The 19,901-nt window shown below is 67.4% G+C and carries 17 protein-coding genes and 1 pseudogene; 16 read left to right on the top strand and 2 right to left on the bottom strand.

The genetic code is table 11. The annotated features are described in order from the left end of the window. Positions 1–127: 127 nt before the first annotated feature. Positions 128–916 carry an NRDE family protein gene (locus tag ABE423_RS17705; protein WP_346486976.1) on the bottom strand — a complete coding sequence of 263 codons (789 nt, stop codon included), beginning with the start codon at positions 914–916 and terminating at the stop codon, positions 128–130. 323 nt (positions 917–1,239) lie between these two features. On the opposite strand from ABE423_RS17705, the gene mraZ reads away from it, so the two are divergent. From mraZ to lpxC, 15 genes and pseudogenes are all read left to right on the top strand, one after another. Further along, on the top strand, positions 1,240–1,686 hold the full coding sequence (gene mraZ / locus ABE423_RS17700) for a division/cell wall cluster transcriptional repressor MraZ (RefSeq protein ID WP_004143635.1): 447 nt from the start codon (positions 1,240–1,242) through the stop codon (positions 1,684–1,686). Between the two features lie 14 nt (positions 1,687–1,700). Then, the gene (rsmH, locus tag ABE423_RS17695) at positions 1,701–2,669 is read left to right on the top strand and encodes a 16S rRNA (cytosine(1402)-N(4))-methyltransferase RsmH (RefSeq protein ID WP_100434042.1); all 969 of its coding nucleotides are present in this window, start codon (positions 1,701–1,703) and stop codon (positions 2,667–2,669) included. Beyond that, positions 2,666–2,929, top strand: a complete 264-nt coding sequence (gene ftsL / locus ABE423_RS17690) for a cell division protein FtsL (RefSeq protein WP_005412242.1) — start codon at positions 2,666–2,668, stop codon at positions 2,927–2,929. Before rsmH ends, ftsL begins: the two co-directional genes overlap by 4 nt. Next, positions 2,926–4,770: a penicillin-binding protein 2 gene (locus ABE423_RS17685; RefSeq protein ID WP_346486974.1), complete on the top strand. Its 1,845-nt coding sequence runs from the start codon at positions 2,926–2,928 to the stop codon at positions 4,768–4,770. Before ftsL ends, ABE423_RS17685 begins: the two co-directional genes overlap by 4 nt. Next, positions 4,767–6,275, top strand: a complete 1,509-nt coding sequence (locus ABE423_RS17680; RefSeq protein WP_293795216.1) for a UDP-N-acetylmuramoyl-L-alanyl-D-glutamate--2,6-diaminopimelate ligase — start codon at positions 4,767–4,769, stop codon at positions 6,273–6,275. The genes ABE423_RS17685 and ABE423_RS17680 overlap by 4 nt, the downstream gene beginning before the upstream one ends. After that, the gene (murF, locus tag ABE423_RS17675; protein ID WP_346486971.1) at positions 6,272–7,666 is read left to right on the top strand and encodes a UDP-N-acetylmuramoyl-tripeptide--D-alanyl-D-alanine ligase; all 1,395 of its coding nucleotides are present in this window, start codon (positions 6,272–6,274) and stop codon (positions 7,664–7,666) included. Before ABE423_RS17680 ends, murF begins: the two co-directional genes overlap by 4 nt. Beyond that, entirely contained in the window at positions 7,656–8,741 is a 1,086-nt protein-coding gene (gene mraY / locus ABE423_RS17670; RefSeq protein WP_010481929.1) for a phospho-N-acetylmuramoyl-pentapeptide-transferase, read from the top strand. The genes murF and mraY overlap by 11 nt, the downstream gene beginning before the upstream one ends. A 1-nt stretch (position 8,742) precedes the next feature. Next, positions 8,743–10,065, top strand: a complete 1,323-nt coding sequence (gene ftsW / locus ABE423_RS17665; RefSeq protein ID WP_125895342.1) for a putative lipid II flippase FtsW — start codon at positions 8,743–8,745, stop codon at positions 10,063–10,065. Then, positions 10,062–11,150 (top strand): undecaprenyldiphospho-muramoylpentapeptide beta-N-acetylglucosaminyltransferase, encoded by a 1,089-nt coding sequence (gene murG, locus ABE423_RS17660; RefSeq protein WP_125895343.1) that lies wholly within the window; start codon positions 10,062–10,064, stop codon positions 11,148–11,150. Before ftsW ends, murG begins: the two co-directional genes overlap by 4 nt. A gap of 40 nt (positions 11,151–11,190) precedes the next feature. Next, positions 11,191–12,627 (top strand): UDP-N-acetylmuramate--L-alanine ligase, encoded by a 1,437-nt coding sequence (gene murC / locus ABE423_RS17655; protein WP_012510048.1) that lies wholly within the window; start codon positions 11,191–11,193, stop codon positions 12,625–12,627. Next, a complete protein-coding gene (locus ABE423_RS17650; RefSeq protein ID WP_049399805.1) occupies positions 12,624–13,586 on the top strand; it encodes a D-alanine--D-alanine ligase in 963 nt (320 codons plus the stop codon). The genes murC and ABE423_RS17650 overlap by 4 nt, the downstream gene beginning before the upstream one ends. Further along, positions 13,583–14,257 (top strand): annotated as a pseudogene (locus ABE423_RS17645) (cell division protein FtsQ/DivIB); the annotation flags it as partial. The gene ABE423_RS17650 and the pseudogene ABE423_RS17645, both read left to right, overlap by 4 nt. 71 nt (positions 14,258–14,328) lie before the next feature. Then, complete coding sequence (ftsA, locus tag ABE423_RS17640; RefSeq protein WP_005408083.1) at positions 14,329–15,564, top strand: cell division protein FtsA; 1,236 nt, start codon at positions 14,329–14,331, stop codon at positions 15,562–15,564. 170 nt (positions 15,565–15,734) lie between these two features. Beyond that, positions 15,735–16,970, top strand: coding sequence for a cell division protein FtsZ (gene ftsZ / locus ABE423_RS17635; RefSeq protein ID WP_125895345.1), 1,236 nt, complete (start codon positions 15,735–15,737; stop codon positions 16,968–16,970). 205 nt (positions 16,971–17,175) lie between these two features. After that, positions 17,176–18,087, top strand: coding sequence for a UDP-3-O-acyl-N-acetylglucosamine deacetylase (gene lpxC, locus ABE423_RS17630; protein ID WP_005408085.1), 912 nt, complete (start codon positions 17,176–17,178; stop codon positions 18,085–18,087). 282 nt (positions 18,088–18,369) lie between these two features. On the opposite strand, the gene ABE423_RS17625 is transcribed toward lpxC, so the two are convergent. Continuing rightward, positions 18,370–18,819 carry a DUF721 domain-containing protein gene (locus ABE423_RS17625; RefSeq protein WP_005408086.1) on the bottom strand — a complete coding sequence of 150 codons (450 nt, stop codon included), beginning with the start codon at positions 18,817–18,819 and terminating at the stop codon, positions 18,370–18,372. Positions 18,820–18,831: 12 nt separating this feature from the next. Between ABE423_RS17625 and ABE423_RS17620 the strand changes: the two genes are divergently transcribed. Further along, the gene (locus ABE423_RS17620; RefSeq protein ID WP_107432410.1) at positions 18,832–19,788 is read left to right on the top strand and encodes a M23 family metallopeptidase; all 957 of its coding nucleotides are present in this window, start codon (positions 18,832–18,834) and stop codon (positions 19,786–19,788) included. The last annotated feature ends 113 nt before the right edge of the window (positions 19,789–19,901 follow it).

The raw sequence follows: 19,901 nt of genomic DNA, 5'->3' as shown, positions 1-19,901 counted from the left end.
TGTGGCCGGGTTGCGCGGCCCCCCGGGCGCCTGCTTCAGGGCTCATAAAATTACCCCGCGGTGCCCCCCCCGCGGCCGCCACTACCCTGCTGAAAAGGAATTCCCGCCAGCGGCCGGCACGACCCGGTCAGAAAATGACGTGACTCTGTCCGTTGGCTGCGCCCTGTGGGCCAAAGCGGCGCTCGTGGATCTGGCCGTGGCCATCGGCGTCGATCAGCAGCACGGTGCTGGCGCGGGTGCCGTAGTCGTCGCCGCGGATGAACGCCGGACTCAGCCAGCGCTCGCGTTCCAGGCCGATGCCGGTGTCGGGCAGGTCGCTGTCGGCGGGGCGATGTTCGTCGGCCAGGGCGGCCCAGAGCGGGGTCAGGTCCGGGGTCAGATCCTTTTCGCTTTGCGAAAGGGATCTGACCCGGTCTTCCTGCAGCCAGGCTTCAAGGGCCTCCATCAGCCGCCGGGTCTTCGGCCAGGGCGCGTCCAGCGCACCGTTGGACATGCCATGCACGCCCGGGCCCAGGCTCTGCCGCTCGGCGGGGTGGTTGCCCAGGAACTCCAGGCTGTGGCCGTCGGCCAGCAACAGGTTGAACGGCGCGTAGGCGCCGGCCACCGTTGCCAGTCGGTCGATATGCACGGCGGCCGGGTCGCGGCCGCGCAGGAAGTCGGCCACCAGCGCGCCCCGTGAAGGACCGGTCTGGGCGGCCAGCGGATCACGCACATTGGTGACCACTGCCATCCGGCCTGCGGCACCGACGCCGGCCCAGCCACCACCGGAGCGCAGGTCGCGTCCGCCGATGACGGAGGTCTCATCCTGCCAGGGGGCCAGCGCCGCCGTCGGGCGGGCGTGGAACTCATCACGGTTGCCGGTCATCACCAGCCGCCAGCGCGGGTGGTGCATCCAGCCAAGAGCGAGCAGGCACATGGCCTCATTGTGCACGGTTTGCGCAGTCTGGCGCCGCTTCCGGCCCGTTTTGGATGAATGCGCGGCCGATGTTTCACGCGCTGTCCACAGCCCTGAACTTCCGTTCAATCTCAAAAATTGAGACGGATCAGCAACTTGTGGATAAGCCTTGAACAATTCTCTAAAGGTTGTTGCAAGCCATTGATGTGGCTGGCGATTTCCCCGCTGAAAAGTTGTTGACAACCCTTCGGCCGCTGCTAAGGTGGGCATCAGAGGGAAATCCGGGTGTTTTGTGGGTTTTCGTGGTTCAATGTTTCACCGGGCGAAGGATAGGTGCACGCGTCGTGTTCCAGGGCGAGACGGCCATCACAGTTGACGATAAAGGGCGCATGGCGGTTCCCACCGCTTACCGCGACCTCGTCGCGCGCGCCAGCAACAACCGTCTCGTGCTGACCTACAACCCGTTCGAAGCCGGCTGCCTGTGGCTGTATGCAGAGTCGGAATGGGAGCGGGTCCGCGACGACGTGATGTCCAAGCCCAACACCCAGCGCGTCGTGCGCCTGTTGCAGCAGAAGCTGGTCGGCTCGGCCGCCCATCTTGAGCTGGACGGCAACGGTCGCATCAGCATCCCCGCCAGCCACCGCGGTGCGGTGGGCATTGAGAAGAAGGCGGTATTGCTCGGTATGGGCGACAAGTTCGAATTGTGGAGCGAGCAGGCGCATCGGGCCCTGATCCAGCAGACATTGTCTGACGAGGATCTGGGTGATGGGTTGCTCGACCTGAAGTTGTGAGCCGGGGTGCCCGGATGCGCCCAGAAGCGCAGGCCGGTCACCTTCCGGTGTCGCAGTCGCCGGCGGTGCACCTGCCGGTCCTGTACACCCAGGTCCTTGAAGGCCTGAGGGTGATCGAAAACGGACGTTATCTGGATGGCACGTTCGGTCGTGGCGGTCATGCACGTGGCGTGCTCACCCAGCTCGGTCCCGAGGGGCGCCTGCTGGTCATGGACAAGGATCCGGAAGCCATCGCCGTAGCCGAGCGCGATTTCGCGCCGGACCCGCGCGTGTCCATCTTCCGTGGCAGCTTCGCCCAGCTGCTGCAGTGGGATGCGACGGCTGAAGGCCTGGACGGCGTGCTGTTCGACTTGGGCGTGTCGTCGCCGCAGCTGGACGTGGCCGAACGTGGCTTCAGCTTCGGCAAGGACGGCCCGCTGGACATGCGCATGGACCCGGACAGCGGTGAAAGTGCAGCGCAGTGGATCAACCGCGTTGAAGAACGCGAGATTGCCGACGTGCTGTGGACCTACGGCGAAGAGCGCCAGAGCCGCCGTATCGCGCGCGCCATCGTGGCCCGCCGCGAGAAGCAGCCGTTCTCCCGTACCGCCGAGCTGGCCGAGTTGATCGCCTCGGTGATGCCACGTGGCAAGGACAAGATCCATCCGGCCACGCGCAGCTTCCAGGCGATCCGCATCCACATCAACCGCGAGCTGGCCGATCTGGAAGCCGGCCTCGATGCGGCGGTGGAGCGGCTCAAGCCCGGCGGTCGTCTGGCGATCATCAGCTTCCACTCGCTGGAAGACCGCATCGTCAAGCAGTACATGAACCGCCTGGCCAAGGCGCCGCCGGCCAACCGCCGCCTGCCCGAGGCGGAGGTGTTCGTGCCGACCCTGGATCTGATCGGTGGCGCCATCAAGGCCACCGACGAAGAACTGGCGGCCAACCCGCGTGCCCGCAGCGCCGTGCTGCGCGTGGCCCAGAAGCGGGAGGCTGATGCATGAGCCGGCTGCTGCTGATCATCCTGTTGGCCTCGACCGTGGCCTCGGCGATCGGCGTCGTGTTCGTGCGTCACCGTCACCGGCAGACGTTCATCGAGCTGTCGCGCGCTGAGCGCAAGCGCGATGACATCAATCTGGAATTCGGCCGCCTGCAGCTGGAACAGGCCACCCTGGCCGAAGCCAACCGTGTGGATCGCATCGCCCGCGAGAAGCTCGGCATGAAGTTCCCCGAGGCCGCCGACATCGTGGTGGTGCGCCCATGAGCAAGACCGGCCGCAACCGCCCCCGCAACGCCTTCAACCTGCGCCAGCGCCTGCGTTGGGTTGCCCTGGCGCTCGGCCTGTGCTCGGTGTCGCTGGTCGGCCGCGCGGCCTACGTGCAGATCATCAACAGCGACTTCTACCAGCGCCAGGGCGAGGCCCGCTACCTGCGCGAGCTGCCGATCAAGACCTCGCGCGGCATGATCACCGACCGCAACGGCGAGCCGCTGGCGGTGTCGACCCCGGTCGCTTCGATCTGGGTCAACCCGCAGGACCTGCTGCGTTCGCCTGAGCGGATTCCCGAGCTGGCCCAGGCGGTCGGCATGTCGGTGGATGAACTGAGCAGCCGCCTGTCGCAGAAGTCGGACAAGGAATTCATGTACCTGCGCCGCCGGATCAATCCGGACGAGGCAGAGAAGGTGGTCGCGCTGAAGATTCCAGGCGTGGCCGCGCAGCGCGAGTTCCGCCGCTTCTACCCGCAGGGTGAGGCGATGGCGCACGTGCTGGGCTTCACCAACATCGACGACCGCGGCCAGGAAGGCCTGGAGCTGGCGTTCGACGAATGGCTGCGCGGCAAGGCCGGTGCCAAGCGGGTGATCCGCAACCGCAAGGGCGAGACCGTCGAGAGCGATCTGCTGCGCGCCGCCGAACCGGGCAAGGACCTGACCCTCAGCATCGACCGCCGCATCCAGTACCTGGCGTTCAAGGAACTGCGCAATGCGCTGGTGGCCAACAAGGCGGCCGGCGGTTCGATGGTGATCATGGACGTGACCACCGGCGAGATCCTGGCCATGGTCAACCTGCCGACCTACAACCCGAATTCGGTGGGTGGTGCGGCTCCTGATACCCGCCGTAACCGTGCGGTGACCGACCTGGTCGAGCCGGGTTCGACGATGAAGCCGCTGACCATCGCCACCGCGCTGCAGTCCGGCGCGGTGACCAAGGACACCATCATCGACACCAACCCGGGCTACATGACCCTGGGTCGCTTCACCATCCGCGACGTGCCGCGCAACAACGGCGTGCTGAACGTGACCGGCGTGATCACCCGCAGTTCGAACGTGGGTGCGGCCAAGGTCGCGGCGAAGATGCCGGACCAGGTGTTCTACGACGGCGTGCGCCGTTTCGGCTATGGCTCGGTACCGCACAGCGGCTTCCCGGGTGAGTCCGGCGGCGTGGTGCTGCGCCCGGCGCGCTGGTCGGGCACCACCAAGACCACGATGTCCTACGGCTATGGCCTGAACGTGACGCCGCTGCAGATCGCCACTGCTTACTCGGCGCTGGCCAATGGCGGCAGGTTGATCGCGCCGACCTTCGTCAAGGGCCAGCGCAACGAAGGCCAGCAGATCATCGACGAGAACGTCGCCAAGCAGGTGGTGGCGATGATGGAAACCGTGGTCACCCAGGGCGGCGCCAAGCAGGCGGCGGTGCTGGGCTACCGCGTGGCCGGCAAGACCGGTACCGCGCGCAAGGCCGGCCCCGGCGGTTACGAGCGCGGCCATTACAACGCGCTGTTCGCCGGCGTGGTGCCGGCCACCAACCCGCGCTTCGCCACCGTCATCGTCATCAACGACCCGCAGGCCGGCAAGTTCTATGGCGGCCTGGTGTCGGCGCCGGTCTACCACAACGTGATGGAAGGCACCCTGCGCCTGATGGACGTGCCGCTGGACGACCTGCAGTCGTGGCTGGCCGCACAGCAGTCCGGCAAGGTCGGCCATTCGGCCTCGATCCTGCCCGCGCCGCCGGCTGAGGCCGCGCTGCCGGTGGATGCCGCCGCTGAATTCGACGCTGCGCTGCCCAGCGCGCAAGCCCAGACGCCGCCCGCTACGGGAGGCACGCAATGAGTCCTTCGATGTTGCTTTCGCAGTTGCTTCCGGATGTGGCCCTGGCGGGCCACGATCCCGTTCTGACCGGCCTGGTGCTGGACAGCCGCGCCGTGCGCCCCGGCAATGCCTTCGTCGCCATCGCCGGTTTCGGCGCGCATGGCCTGGGCTTTGTCGAGCAGGCCCGTGCGGCGGGCGCCGGTGTCATCCTGTTCGAACCGCCGGCACCTGCCGAGCTGCCGGCACCGGGCGATGCGATCGCTGTGCCGGGCCTGCGCGCGCGCATGGGTGCGATGGCCGACCAGTTCCATGGCGCACCGTCGCGGGCGATGGCGATGGTGGGCGTGACCGGCACCAACGGCAAGACCTCCACCGTGCAGCTGCTGGCCCAGGCCTGGCACCTGCTCGGAACGCCCAGTGGCAGTATCGGCACGTTGGGCGCCGGACTTTACGGTGCAGTTGAGCCGACCGGCTTCACTACGCCGCTGGTGCTGCAGATGCATGCGTTGCTGGCGCAGCTGCGTGATGCCGGTGCGCGCGCGGTGGCGATGGAAGTCAGCTCGCATGCGCTGGACCAGGGCCGCGTGGATGCGGTGCACTACGACGTAGCGGTATTCACCAACCTCACCCGCGATCATCTGGACTACCACGGCGACATGGCCAGCTACGGCGCGGCCAAGGCGCGGCTGTTCCATCGTCCGGGCCTGAAGGCCGCGGTGATCAATCTTGACGACGCGTTCGGTCGCCAGCTGTTCGCCGGCCTGCCGGCCGGTGTGCAGCCGATCGGCCTGAGCTCGCGCGGTGCCACCGATGCCAGCGTGCGCGCCGAGGCGCTGCAGCTGGATGGCCGTGGCATTGCCTTCGAACTGGTCATCGACGGCCAGCGCGCGGCGGTGCAGTCGCCGCTGCTGGGCCGCTTCAACGTGGACAACCTGCTGGCCGTGGCCGGCACCCTGCACGCGCAGGGTCAGCCGCTGCCGCGCATTGCCGAGGTGTTGTCGGCGCTGCAGCCGATCCGTGGCCGCATGAACCGCCTGGGCGGCGAAGACGGCCTGCCGACCGTGGTGGTCGATTACGCACATACCCCGGACGCACTGGAACAGGCGCTGGACAGCCTGCACGGCCACCTGCAGGGCACGCTGTTCTGCGTGTTCGGCTGCGGTGGCGAGCGTGATACCGGCAAGCGCCCGCAGATGGCCGCGATCGCCGAGCGCTTGGCCAACCAGGTCATCGTCACCGACGACAATCCGCGTGGCGAGGATGGCGACGTGATCGTGGCCGACATCCTGGCCGGCTTCCAGAACGCCGATGCCGTGACCGTGCAGCGCAGCCGCGCGCGTGCGATCGGCCTGGCGGTGAAGCGTGCCGGTGCCGGCGACATCATCCTGATCGCTGGCAAGGGCCACGAGCCGTACCAGGAAGTGAATGGCGTGCGCCATGACTTCGACGACACCGAAGTGGCCGCCGCTGCGTTGGCCGCCAAGGCCGGTGTGCTCAGCGCGCAGGCCGGGGAGGGCATCGCATGAAGCGCACTCTGCTTTCGCTGATCGCACACTGGGCCGGCGGCGAGATCCACGGCGACGACGTGGCCATCGATGCGGTCAGCAATGACACCCGCAGCCTCGGCCCGGGCAGCCTGTATGTGGCGCTGCGCGGTGAGCGTTTCGATGGCCATGACTTTGCCGCCGACGCGCAGGCGCGCGGTGCCAGCGCGCTGCTGGTCGAGCGCCTGCTGCCGATCGAACTGCCGCAGGTGCTGGTGGCCGACTGCGAGCTGGCGCTGGCGAAGATCGCCACCGGCATGCAGCGCGACCGCGATACCGAGGTGTTCGCGATCACCGGCAGCAACGGCAAGACCAGCGTGAAGAGCCTGCTGCTGGCAATCCTGCAGCAGGTGGCCCGTCATGCGCACAAGGTGGTCTACGCCAACCCGGGCAACCGCAACAACGAGATCGGCCTGCCGCTGGCAGTGATCGATGCCCCGGAAGATGCCGACTACGCTGTCTACGAGATGGGCGCGGGCAAGCCGGGTGACATCGCCTACCTGACCGACATCGCCCGCCCGCGCTATGCGCTGGTCAACAACATCGCCCCGGCGCACCTGGAACGGATGGGCAGCCTGCTCGGCGTGGCAGTGACCAAGGGCGCGATCTATGCCGCGCTGCCGGCCGATGGCGTGGCCGTGATCAACGTCGACGATGCCTACGGCCGCTGGTTCGAACAGCACTTCGTCGGCACCCCGCCGCGCAGCCGTGTGTTGCGCTATGGCCTGGAGCACACCGCGGACATCACCGCGCGCGACATCCGCGCCGGCGCGCAGGGCAGCCAGTTCACCCTGGTCGCACCGGGCGGCGAAGCCCGCGTGGTGCTGGGCCTGCCGGGTCGCCACAACGTCAGCAATGCGCTGGCCGCTGCCAGCCTGGCGCTGGCCGCCGGTATCGAGCTGGCGCTGGTCGCAGCCGGCCTGGCCGATGCGCAGCCGGTGCCGGGCCGCCAGATCGCCCATCAGCTGCGCAACGGCGCGGTGCTGGTGGACGACAGCTACAACGCCAACCCCGGTTCGCTGGCCGCGGCCATCGACGCCCTTGCCGCCGCGCCGGAAGAGGGTTGGCTGGTGCTGGGCGACATGCGTGAGCTGGGTCCGGACGCCGAAGCGCTGCACGCGCAGGCAGGGCTCCGCGCGCGCGCTGCTGGCCTCAAGCGCCTGTACGCGCTGGGCCCGCTCAGCGCCGCTGCCGCCACCGCCTTCGGTGAAGGCGGCCGTCATTTCGCCACCCATGACGCGCTGTCGCAGGCGCTGAAGGACGAGCTGCACGCCGGCGTGCGCTGCCTGGTCAAGGGTTCCCGTGGCAGCGCCATGGACACGATTGTCAAAGCGCTGCTGGCGCAAGGAGAGGAATCCCCGCATGTTGTATGAACTGGCTCGATGGTTGCAGCAGTTGGAGAGCCTGTTCGGGCTGTTCAACTACCAGACGTTCCGCGCCATCCTTGCCGCGTTGACGGCCCTGTTCCTGTCGCTGTGGCTCGGCCCGGCGATGATCCGCAAGCTTGCCCAGTTCAAGGGCGGCCAGCCGATCCGCAAGGACGGTCCGCAGACCCATTTCTCCAAGGCCGGTACGCCGACCATGGGCGGTTCGCTGATCCTGCTCACCATCACCCTGTCGGTGCTGATGTGGGCCGACCTGCGCAACCGCTACGTGTGGCTGGTGCTGGCGGTGATGCTGTGCTTCGGCGCCATCGGCTGGTATGACGACTGGATCAAGATCGTCCGCCGCGACCCGAACGGCCTGAAGTCGCGCTGGAAGTACCTGCTGCAGTCGATCTTCGGCCTGGCCGCGGGCCTGTTCCTGTTCTACACGGCCGACGTGCCGGCAGCGCTGACCTTCTACATCCCGATGTTCAAGTCGATCGCGCTGCCGCTGGCCGGCATCGGATTCGTGGCCATCGCCTACTTCTGGATCGTCGGCTTCTCCAACGCGGTGAACCTGACCGACGGCCTGGACGGCCTGGCGATCATGCCGACCGTGCTGGTGGCCTGCGCACTGGGCGTGTTCGCCTACGCCTCGGGCAACGTGGTGTTCGCCAACTACCTGCAGATCCCGCAGATCCCGGGCGCCGGCGAGCTGGTCATCATCTGCGCGGCCATCGCCGGTGCGGGCCTGGGGTTCCTGTGGTTCAACACCTATCCGGCCATGGTGTTCATGGGCGACATCGGCGCGCTGGCGCTGGGTGCGGTGCTGGGTACGATCGCAGTGATCACCCGTCAGGAGCTGGTGCTGGTGATCATGGGCGGCGTGTTCGTCATCGAAACGCTGTCGGTGATGATCCAGGTCGCCTCGTTCAAGCTGACCGGCAAGCGCGTGTTCCGCATGGCGCCGATCCACCACCACTTCGAACTGAAGGGTTGGCCGGAGCCGCGCGTGATCGTGCGCTTCTGGATCATCTCCGTCGTGCTCGTGCTGATCGGCCTGGCCACGTTGAAGGTGCGCTGAGATGAACGACCTGTCCCGCCAGGCAACACGCCTTGAGGCCATCGAAGGCAGCTACGACAAGTGGCTGCTGGGCGCGATCATCGCGCTCACGGGCATCGGCGTGGTGATGGTGGCGTCCAGCTCGATCGCTCTGATGAGCAGCCCGTTCTACTACCTCAACCGCCACCTGATCTTCCTGGCGGTGGGTATCGTGCTGGCGGTCGTTGCCGCCCGCACTGAACTGAAGTCCATCGAGCAGTACAACCAGATGCTGCTGCTGGGCTGCTTCGTGCTGCTGCTGGCGGTGTTCGCACCGGGCCTGGGCAGCACGGTCAACGGCGCACGCCGCTGGATCAATCTGGGCATCTCCAAGTTCCAGACAGTGGAAGCGGTGAAGGTGCTCTATATCGTCTGGCTGTCCAGCTACCTGGTGCGCTTCCGCGACGAGGTCAACGCGACCTGGCCGGCGATGCTCAAGCCTCTGGGCGTGGCCGGTGCGCTGGTGCTGTTGCTGCTGCTGCAGCCGGACTTCGGTTCCTCGACCCTGCTGCTGGCGATCACCGCCGGCATGCTGGTGCTGGGCGGTGTGAACATGCCGCGCATGTCGATGCCGGTGATCATCGGCCTGGTCGGCATGAGCGCGCTGGCGATCATCGAGCCGTACCGCATGCGCCGCATTACCTCCTTCCTCGACCCGTGGGCCGACCAGCAGGGCGACGGCTACCAGCTGTCCAACGCGCTGATGGCCGTGGGCCGCGGCGAGTGGACCGGCGTTGGCCTGGGCAACTCGGTGCAGAAGCTGTACTACCTGCCGGAAGCACATACCGACTTCATCTTCTCGGTCACCGCGGAGGAGTTCGGCTTCCTCGGCACCTGCGTGATCGTGGCCCTGTACGCGCTGCTGGTCGGCCGCACGTTCTGGCTGGGCATGCGCTGCGTGGAAATGAAGCGCCACTTCTCCGGTTACATCGCCTTCGGCATCGGCCTGTGGATCAGCATGCAGACCTTCGTCTCGATCGGCGTGAACCTGGGCATCCTGCCGACCAAGGGCCTGACCCTGCCGCTGATCTCCTCCGGCGGTTCGTCGGTGCTGATGACCTGTGTGGCGATGGGCCTGCTGCTGCGCGTGTCCTATGAACTCAAGCGCGCCGAGCGTCGCCAGGCCGTGCGCATCGGTGGTGGCGACGAGGCCGTGGCCGATGCACCCGTGGACGCGCCGGCCGCACCGGCTGCGGCCAGCGCGCCGATGAGCGCCGAGCCGACGGCTGCCGCTGCAGCGAACGCCGCACGCGGTACCAGCCGCCTGCAGTCGCGCATCGAACCGACCTTCGGGAGGCTGTCATGAGCGCAGCCACCAATAACGTGCGCCCGGTGATGATTCTGGCCGGTGGCACCGGCGGTCACATCTTCCCCGGCCTGGCCGTGGCCCGCGTGCTGCGCGCGCGCGGGATACCGGTCACCTGGATGGGCGCCGATGGTGCGATGGAAACCCGCCTGGTGCCGCAGCACGACATTCCGATCGACACCCTGGCCATCACCGGTCTGCGCGGCAAAGGCAAGCTGGCCCTGCTGGGCGCGCCGTGGCGGCTGATGCGCGCGCTGCGCGCGGCCGGCATGATCATCCGCAAGCGCCAGCCGCGTGCGGTGGTCGCCTTCGGTGGCTTTGCCTCCGGTCCGGGCGGCATGGCCACGCGCCTGCATGGGCTGCCGTTGATCGTGCATGAGCAGAACCGTGCGCCGGGCCTGACCAACCGCATCCTGTCGCGTTATGCGCGCCGCCTGTTGACCGGTTTCCCGGGCACCTTCGCCAAGCGCGAGGAGTTCATCGGCAACCCGGTGCGTGCCGAAATCGCCGCCATCGCACCGCCGGAACAGCGCTTCGCCGACCGCCAGGGTCCGCTGCGCGTGCTGGTGGTCGGTGGCAGCCAGGGCGCGCGTGCGCTCAACACCGGCGTGCCGCAGGCCATCGCTGCGCTGGGTGCCACGGTGCCGGTGCAGGTACGCCACCAGAGTGGCGAAAAAATGCATGCCGAAGCGGTCGAGGCATATGCCAAGGCCGGTGTGCAGGCTGAAATCACGCCGTTCATCGCCGACATGGCCGAGGCCTTCGCCTGGGCCGATCTGGTGGTGTGCCGTGCCGGCGCTTCCACTCTGGCCGAGCTGTGCGCGGTGGGTGTCGGCAGCGTGCTGGTGCCATTCCCCGCCGCCGTCGACGATCACCAGACCCGCAACGCGGAGTACCTGGTCGAGCGCGGCGCGGCGGTTTTGCTGAAGCAGGACGGAACGCTGGCTGACGGCATTGCCGCACTGCTGCGCGATCTGTCCGAAAATCCCGCCCGCCGCATGCAGATGGCGCAAGCCGCGCGTGCCCTGGCCAAGGTCGATGCCGCCGAGCGCATCGCCGATATCATTCTTGAGGAAGCCGTATGAAGAAGGCATGCCACCGCGCCTGCCCTGCGCGAGGCCGCGCATGATCCGTCGCCTGCACGACACCAACGACCTGGTGCGCGCGTTCCCGCGCGTGCATTTCGTCGGCATCGGCGGCACCGGCATGAGCGGTATCGCCGAAGTGATGCTGACGCTGGGCTATGAGGTGTCCGGCTCAGACAACGCCGACAACGTGGCGACCCGTCGCCTGGCCAGCCTGGGTGCGCGCATCATGCGCGGCCACTCCGCAGCCAACGTGCTGGGCACCGACTGCGTGGTGGTCTCCAGTGCCATCCGCGAAGACAACCCGGAGCTGATGGAAGCGCGCAGCCAGCGCATTCCGATCATGCCGCGTGCGGCGATGCTGGCCGAGCTGATGCGCTTCCGCCGCGGCATCGCGGTGGCCGGTACCCACGGCAAGACCACCACCACCAGCCTCACCGCTGCAGTGCTGAGCGAAGGTGGCCTGGACCCGACGTTCGTGATCGGAGGCCAGCTGCTGGCCGCCGGTGCCAACGCCAAGCTGGGTGGTGGCCAGTGGCTGGTGGCCGAGGCTGACGAAAGCGATGGCAGCTTCCTGCGCCTGAATCCGCTGATGTCGATCATCACCAACATTGATGCCGACCACCTGGAGAACTACGGCAACGACTTCGCCCGCGTGCAGGCGGCGTTCGCCGAGTTCCTGCAGCGCCTGCCGTTCTACGGCCTGGCGGTGCTGTGCATCGATGATCCCGAAGTGGCTGCGCTGGCCGCCAAGACCCCGCGCCACGTGATGAGCTACGGCATGAGCCCGCAGGCCGACGTGCGCGCCGAGAACGTGGTGCAGGAAGGTTCGCGCATGCGCTTCACCCTGCGCCTGCCGCAGGGCACCAGCCAGGAAGTGGTGCTGGCGCTGCCGGGCAAGCACAACGTACTCAACGCGCTGGCCGCCGCTGCGGTGGGCTGGCAGCTGGGCGTGGCGCCGGACGCGATCGCGCGTGCACTGGAAGGTTTCGCCGGTGTTGGCCGTCGCTTCAACGATCTGGGCGAAGTGACCACCGCCAGCGGTGCCAAGGTCCGCATCATCGACGACTACGGTCATCACCCGAGCGAGCTGGAGGCGGTATTCGCCGCCGCCCGTGGTGGCTGGGCTGACAAGCGTCTGGTGGTGGCCTTCCAGCCGCACCGCTACAGCCGTACCCGCGACCAGTTCGACAAGTTCGCCGCGGTGCTGTCCAGCGTCGATGCACTGGTGCTGAGCGAGGTCTACCCGGCCGGCGAGGAACCGATTGCCGGTGCCGATTCGCATGCGTTGGCCCGCGCCATCCGAGCGCGTGGCCGCAGCGAGCCGGTGGTGGTGGGCAAGGCCGCCGAGCTGGCCAGCGTGCTGCCGGACGTGCTGCAGGACGGTGACCTGCTGCTGATGATGGGTGCCGGCGACATCGGTGCCGTGGCCACCCATATCGCGGTGGAAGGCTTCAAGGGGGAGGGCGAGGCGTGAGCGCGCTGACCTTCCCGCCGCTGCGCGTGACCGACCCGGCCGTGTTCGGCCGCGTCGCCGTGCTGCTCGGCGGCAGCTCCAGCGAACGCGAGGTGTCGCTGGACTCCGGCCGCAACGTACTGGAAGCGCTGCAGTCGCGCGGCGTCGATGCGTTCGCGGTGGATGGCATTCCGGCGCTGGCCAAGGCGCTCGCCGCCGGTGGCATCGATCGCGTGTTCAACATCCTGCATGGCCACAACGGTGGCGGTGAGGACGGCATCGTGCAGGGCCTGATGGACGCCTTCGGCGTGCCGTACACCGGCTCGAACGTGCTGGGCTCGGCGCTGAGCATGGACAAGATCCGCACCAAGCAGGTGTGGCTGTCGCTGGGCCTGCCCACCCCGCAGTACCGGAAGGTGGACGCGACCACGGTGCATGCACTGGCAGCCGAACTGGGCCTGCCGGTAGTGGTGAAGCCGGCCAATGAAGGCTCCAGCGTGGGTATCAGCCGGGTCACCGATGACGCCGGCCTCGATGAAGCCGTGGCGCTGGCCGCGCGCTACGACGGCCAGCTGCTGATGGAACAGATGGTGGTGGGCGACGAACTGACCGTGGCCATCCTCGGCGATGTCGCACTGCCGTCGATCCGCATCGTGCCCAAGGGCCAGTGGTACGACTACAACGCCAAGTACATCGCCGAGGACACCCAGTACCTGTGCCCAGGCCTGGACGGTGACGACGAAGAAGAGATCCGCCGCATCGCGCTGGCCGCGTTCCGCGCTGCTGGCTGCCGTGGCTGGGGCCGCGTGGACGTGATGCGCGATCGCAGCAGCGGCCGCTTCTTCCTGCTGGAAGTGAATACCGCGCCGGGCATGACCAGCCATTCGCTGGTGCCCAAGGCCGCAGGCCAGGCCGGCATCAGCTTCGAAGAGCTGGTGTGGCGCGTGCTGGAACAGACCCTGGAGGCCTCGCACGCATGAACGCGGTGCTGCGCATCTTTGTCTGGCTGTTGGCGCTGTCGGTGGTTGCACTGCCGGTGGTGGCCGTGGTCAATGGCTGGGTCGGCGCCGAGCGCTGGCCGCTGGCGAAGCTGCGCGTGCATGGTGAGTTCAAGCGGGTGCCGGCCGAGCAGTTGCAGCAGGTGCTGCTGCCGTACGCGCATGCGGGCTTCTTCGCGGTCAAGCTGCAGGACGCGCAGGACGCCCTGGAGCAGCTGCCGTGGGTGGAAAGCGCGCAGGTGCGCAAGCAGTGGCCGGACGTGCTGGAAGTGACCCTGGTCGAGCACAAGCCGTTCGCGCGCTGGGGCAACGACCGCCTGGTTTCCGAGCAGGGCAAGTTGTTCCCCACGCCGAAGAAGCTGGCCGATCTGGCGCTGCCCGAACTGGACGGCCCCGACAGCCAGACCGAAGAAGTGATGAAGCTGTACAGCGACTCGCGTGCATTGTTCGCACCGGCCGGCGTCGACGTGCGCCGGGTGACGATGGATGCGCGCGGCAGCTGGTCGCTGGTGCTGAGCAACGGTACCGAAGTGGTGGTCGGCCGCGACGACGCGCGCTCGCGCATGCAGCGCTTCGTCAAGGTGCTGCCGCAGCTCAACCGTCAGGACGCGCCGATCGAGCGCGCCGACCTCCGTTACACCAATGGTTTCACGCTGAGCTGGGGTACCCCGGCCACGCCGGCGAAAACGCCGGCGACCCCAGCCAGCAGGACGCAGGAAAGGACATGAATCGCAAGGGTGACAAATCGCTGATCGTTGGCCTGGACATCGGCACCTCCAAGGTGGTGGCGCTGGTGGGCGAGTACTCGCCGGGCAACCCGATCGAAGTGATCGGCATCGGCTCGCACGAGTCGCGCGGGCTCAAGCGTGGCGTGGTGGTGGACATCGAATCGACCGTGCAGTCGATCCAGCGCGCGGTGGAAGAAGCCGAGCTGATGGCCGGATGCGAGATCCGCTCGGTGTATGCCTCGATCTCCGGCAACCACGTGCAGTGCAAGAATTCGCCCGGCATCGTGCCGATCCGCGACGGCGAAGTGACCTGGGGCGACCTGGATCGCGTGCTCGATGCGGCCAAGGCCGTGGCGATTCCGGCCGACCAGAAGATCCTGCACGCGATCCCGCGCGAGTACGTCCTGGACGATTCGCAGGAAGGCATCCGCAACCCGGTCGGCATGACCGGCGTGCGCCTGGAAGTGCATGCCCACCTGGTGGTGTGCGCGCAGTCGGCTGCGGCCAACATCAGCAAGTGCGTCCAGCGCTGCGGCCTGCAGGTGGACGACCTGGTGCTGTCCTCGCTGGCCTCCAGCGTGGCGGTGCTGACCGCTGACGAGCGCGAGCTGGGCGTGGTGCTGGTCGACATGGGCGCCGGCACCACCGATATCGCGGTGTTCGTGCAGGGCGCGATCTGCCACACGGCTTCGCTGCCGATCGCCGGCGACCACGTCACCAATGACATCGCGCACATGCTGCGCACGCCGACCCCGGAAGCCGAGCAGATCAAGGTGCGCTATGCCTGCGCCCTGGCCCAGCTGGCCACCGCCGAGGAAAGCATCCAGGTGCCGTCGGTGGGCGACCGCCCGCCGCGCCGCATGCCGCGCCATTCGCTGGCGCAGGCCGTGCAGGGCCGCTACGAGGAAATCTTCGAGATGGTGCAGGCCGAACTGCGCCGCTCCGGCTTCGAGGAACTGGTACGCGCCGGCATGGTGCTGACCGGTGGCGCTTCGAAGATGGAAGGCGTGGTCGAACTGGCCGAGGAAATGCTGCAGATGCCGGTTCGCGTGGGCATCCCGCAGCACGTCACCGGCCTGGGCGAAGTGGTGGGCAACCCGGTGCATGCCACCGGCGTGGGCCTGCTGCTGATGGGCAGCCAGATCGAGCACCCGCGGCGGCCGTCGCTGCCGACCGGGCGCGCTGGAAGCATGTTCAAGAAACTCAAGACCTGGTTCCGCGGCGAGTTCTGACGCGGAACCCGTAACACCGGGCATCGCCCGGGCGCAGCACCCGCAGTACCCGTAGCAAAACGCAACACCGGCAACACACAACCCACACAGCCGCAACGTCGGCATGCAGCAGGACGGCAGGACGCCCGAATGCCCATGCCAGCCAAAGCGGATACAACGAGGACACGGACATGGCGCATTTTGAACTGATCGAAAAGATGGCACCCAATGCGGTGATCAAGGTGGTTGGCGTGGGCGGCGGCGGCGGCAATGCCGTGGCGCACATGGTCAACTCGGCGGTGGACGGCGTGGAATTCATCACCGCCAACACCGACTCGCAGGCCATCAAGAATTGCGGTGCCAAGCTGCAGCTGCAGCTGGGTACCAACGTGACCAAGGGCCTGGGCGCAGGCGCGAACCCGGAAGTCGGCCGTCAGGCCGCGCTGGAAGACCGTGAGCGCATCATGGACGCCCTGCAGGGTGCGGACATGGTGTTCATCACCGCCGGCATGGGCGGTGGTACCGGCACCGGCGCTGCGCCGGTGGTGGCACAGCTGGCCAAGGAAATGGGCATCCTGACCGTGGCCGTGGTCACCAAGCCGTTCCCGTTCGAAGGCCGTCGCCGCATGCAGGTGGCGCTGAAGGGCATCGAGGAACTGAGCCAGCACTGCGACTCGCTGATCACCATCCCGAACGAGAAGCTGATCACCGTGCTGGGTCGCAACGCGACCATGATCCAAGCCTTCCGTGCCGCCAACGACGTGCTGCAGGGCGCCGTGCAGGGCATCGCCGACCTGATCGTGCGTCCGGGCCTGATCAACGTCGACTTCGCCGACGTGCGCACCGTCATGTCCGAAATGGGCCTGGCGATGATGGGTACCGGCACCGCCCGTGGTGATGACCGCGCCCAGGCCGCGGCCGAAGCCGCGATCCAGAACCCGCTGCTGGACGATGTGAACCTGGCCGGTGCCAACGGCATCCTGGTCAACATCACCGCCGGCGCCGACTTCACCATGGCCGAGTTCGACGAGATCGGCCGCACCATCGACGGCTTCGCTTCCGAAGACGCCACCGTGGTGGTCGGTACCGTGCTCGACCCGGACATGCAGGACGAAGTGCGCGTGACCGTGGTCGCCACCGGCCTGAACCGCGTCTCGGCCAGCAAGTCCCAGCGTCCGGGCGAGCGTGCGCCGATCAAGCTGGTCCGCAACGCCACCACCGGCCAGCCGGAATTCGGTGACTTCGACAACGGCGGCGACGCCGTGTCCAAGGCCGTGGGCGGCATGGGTCTGGGCCTGCGTCGCGCCAGCAGCGATACCGCGGCAGCCTCCGCTCCCTCGGCCCCGGCCGCTTCGGCCCCGGCGGCGGCGGAACTGCCGAACGATTACCTGGACATCCCGGCGTTCCTGCGCCGCCAGGCGGACTAAGCGGGGCGCCCGGGGCTTGTCCTCCCCGGGTTGCGCCACCATGTCCTGAAAACGCGGGCGCCGGGCCAGGATGGGTCCGGCTGCCCTGCTTCACGCGCGTCCCCGCGGCGTGCCGGTGCGTCCTGCCGGCAGCCTTCACTGGCGTTTCAGCCAGGGTAGGGGAGGGCGCGTGTTAATCTAATGTGTCACTTCCGGCCCATCCCCCATGATCCAGCAACGCACCCTCAAGAACACGATCCGCGCCACCGGCGTTGGCCTGCACAGCGGTGACAAGGTCTACATGACCCTGCGCCCGGCACCGGTCAACCATGGGATCGTGTTCCGTCGCGTGGATCTGGACCCGGTGGTGGAAGTGCCGGCCAAGGCCGAACTGGTCACCGAAGTGACCCTGTGCACCGGCCTGACCTGCAACGACGCCAAGATCCAGACCGTCGAACACCTGATGTCGGCGCTGGCCGGCCTGGGTGTGGACAACATCATCGTCGAACTGTCCTCGGCCGAGCTGCCGATCATGGACGGTTCGGCCGGCCCGTTCGTGTTCCTGCTGCAGTCGGCGGGCATCGTGGAACAGGACGCGCCCAAGCGCTTCATCCGCGTGCTGAAGACCGTGGAAGTGACCGAGGGCGACAAGGTGGCCCGCTTCAGCCCGTACGAGGGCTACAAGCTGGGCTTCACCATCCAGTTCGATCACCCGATGATCCCGGCCAAGCAGTCGCGCCAGGAAATCGAGTTCTCGACGCTGGCCTATACCAAGGAAATCTCCCGCGCGCGCACCTTCGGTTTCATGCGCGACCTGGAATACATGCGCGAGCGCAACCTGGGCCTGGGCGGTTCGATGGACAACGCCATCGTGCTGGACGAGTTCCGCGTGCTCAACGAAGACGGCCTGCGCTACGCCGACGAGTTCGTGCGCCACAAGATCCTCGACGCGATCGGCGACCTCTATCTGGCCGGTGGCCAGGTGCTGGGTGCCTACGAAGGCTTCAAGTCCGGTCACGCCCTCAACAACAAGCTGGTGCGGGCGCTGATGGCCGACGCCACCGCCTGGGAATGGGTCAGCTTCGACTCGCCGGCCACCCCGGACCCGGTGGAATACGCTACCCCGGCCTACGCTTGATTCCTGTAGATCGTTGAATTGAAAGACAAAAACGCCGCCTTCCAGGGCGGCGTTGTCGTTTCAGGCGTGTCCGGCGCATTCAGCATGCTTGACGCGAGTCAAGGCCGGTTCGAGGTCACGGTTTTGTGAACCTGTTGGATCGGAAGCCTGAATTTAACGCGGTTTTAACAACAATCTAACGACAGGCCCCCGGATGGCAGCTAGGATGCGACCCGGCCCCCGAATTGTTTCACGCCGTGGTGACACGCGCGACGGGGAGCGGAGCCGGATGCTCCGTTGTCGTCAGGACCGCTTCTTCGGCTTCGAAGGAACGTCCTGCAGGCAAGCCAAGGCGTCGCGTAGCCCTTTGTGCGTGGCGGCTGAAACTGCGTGGGGTCCATTCCGGTTGTCGAGCGCTGGGGAGCGCGTGGGAGTGGGAGACGCAGTCTTGATGGTCACCCTGGTGGCCTTCAGCCCGATGGAACGGGCCGCGTCGAGCAACTGGGCTTCGGCAAGCCGCAACTTGGCATGCCAGACCGGGGACTCGACGAGAAAAACGAGGTGTTCCCCGTCCACATTGGCCAGCCGGCAACGGCTGCGCAGAGGTGGCGGCAACTGGGGGCGCAACTGACGGTCCAGCGCGTCGAGCCACAAGGCACGCCGCAGCGGGTTCCCGCTTTTGTCCGCCATCACCGCATCCAGCGCCGGCTTCGGCACTGACGCGGGGCGAACGCTGGATTTCGGCTCAGACATGAAAACTCACTGATGGCATTCAAAAAGATCGTAATCAAAACGCGTGAAGGACAGGCCAAAGCGTCGCCGATCGCGCGTTTGCGGTTCTATTTCGAGGACCGCCCCCGCGCCCTGCTGGGCAGCGTGCTCGGGGTAGGCTGCATTATCGGCCTTGCCGGCGGCATTGGCGCCAGCGCGCTGAATGATTCCCGCCTGCAGGCCAAGGTCGAGCGCCAGGATGCAGAGCTGGCCAAGGTCAAGCGCGATGCGCAGACCCAGGTCAACGCGCTGGCGGCCCGCCTCGGCGAGCTGCAGGCCCAGGCCACCCGCCTCAACGCCCTCGGCGAACGGCTGACCCAGATGGGCAAGCTGGAAGACGGCGAGTTCGACTTCAACGAGACCCCCGGTCTCGGTGACGGCGACGCCGGCGGCCCGACCAGCGACATCCCGGTCAAGGACGTCAACGCCGACTTACAGGTGCTGGAGCAGCGCTTCGCTGCTTCAGGCCGCCAGTTGTCGGTGATGGAATCGCTGATGTTCGACCACCAGCTGCAGCAGAACGCCGTGCCGTCGCGCATGCCGATCCGCAACAGCTACGTGACCTCCGGTTTCGGCACCCGTGCCGACCCGTTCGGCCGCGGTGCCGCCACCCACAAGGGCATGGACTTCCACGCCAGGGTCGGTGACCCGGTGATGGCCGTGGCCGAAGGCGTGGTCAGCTTCTCCGGCGTGAAGGGCGGCTACGGTAACGTGGTCGACGTCGACCACGGTAACGGCTACGTCACCCGCTACGCGCACAATTCGCGCCTGGTGGTGAAGGTCGGCGACCTGGTGCGTGCCGGGCAGGAAGTGGCCAAGGCCGGTTCCACCGGTCGTTCGACCGGCGCCCACGTGCACTTCGAGGTGTGGGAGAACGGCAACGTGGTCAACCCGCGCAAGTTCCTCGGCGACGGCGGCAACACGCCGGTCGGCCGCGTCAGCCGCGGCTGATGCCCGGGTCGGATCCCTTCCGCGCCGCGGAAGGGCCCTGGCCCGATTCCGTTGATCTGGTAGTGCCGGCCGCTGGCCGGCAACCTCATGATCTTCGGTAGCATCGCGTACCC

The organism is Stenotrophomonas sp. TWI1409, from assembly GCF_039673015.1.
Classification (GTDB): Bacteria; Pseudomonadota; Gammaproteobacteria; order Xanthomonadales; family Xanthomonadaceae; genus Stenotrophomonas; species Stenotrophomonas maltophilia_A.
Note: the sequence above shows the minus strand (reverse complement) of the source record. Positions and strands in the feature narration are given on the sequence as shown.

Bases quoted from the DNA above. Each gene is read 5' to 3' on its own strand.
- ABE423_RS17705 (WP_346486976.1), bottom strand. From the start codon at position 916: ATGTGCCTGCTCGCTCTTGGCTGGATGCACCACCCGCGCTGGCGGCTG.
- rsmH (WP_100434042.1), top strand. From the start codon at position 1,701: ATGCGCCCAGAAGCGCAGGCCGGTCACCTTCCGGTGTCGCAGTCGCCG.
- ftsL (WP_005412242.1), top strand. From the start codon at position 2,666: ATGAGCCGGCTGCTGCTGATCATCCTGTTGGCCTCGACCGTGGCCTCG.
- ABE423_RS17685 (WP_346486974.1), top strand. From the start codon at position 2,926: ATGAGCAAGACCGGCCGCAACCGCCCCCGCAACGCCTTCAACCTGCGC.
- ABE423_RS17680 (WP_293795216.1), top strand. From the start codon at position 4,767: ATGAGTCCTTCGATGTTGCTTTCGCAGTTGCTTCCGGATGTGGCCCTG.
- murF (WP_346486971.1), top strand. From the start codon at position 6,272: ATGAAGCGCACTCTGCTTTCGCTGATCGCACACTGGGCCGGCGGCGAG.
- mraY (WP_010481929.1), top strand. From the start codon at position 7,656: ATGTTGTATGAACTGGCTCGATGGTTGCAGCAGTTGGAGAGCCTGTTC.
- ftsW (WP_125895342.1), top strand. From the start codon at position 8,743: ATGAACGACCTGTCCCGCCAGGCAACACGCCTTGAGGCCATCGAAGGC.
- murG (WP_125895343.1), top strand. From the start codon at position 10,062: ATGAGCGCAGCCACCAATAACGTGCGCCCGGTGATGATTCTGGCCGGT.
- murC (WP_012510048.1), top strand. From the start codon at position 11,191: ATGATCCGTCGCCTGCACGACACCAACGACCTGGTGCGCGCGTTCCCG.
- ftsA (WP_005408083.1), top strand. From the start codon at position 14,329: ATGAATCGCAAGGGTGACAAATCGCTGATCGTTGGCCTGGACATCGGC.
- ftsZ (WP_125895345.1), top strand. From the start codon at position 15,735: ATGGCGCATTTTGAACTGATCGAAAAGATGGCACCCAATGCGGTGATC.
- lpxC (WP_005408085.1), top strand. From the start codon at position 17,176: ATGATCCAGCAACGCACCCTCAAGAACACGATCCGCGCCACCGGCGTT.
- ABE423_RS17625 (WP_005408086.1), bottom strand. From the start codon at position 18,819: ATGTCTGAGCCGAAATCCAGCGTTCGCCCCGCGTCAGTGCCGAAGCCG.
- ABE423_RS17620 (WP_107432410.1), top strand. From the start codon at position 18,832: ATGGCATTCAAAAAGATCGTAATCAAAACGCGTGAAGGACAGGCCAAA.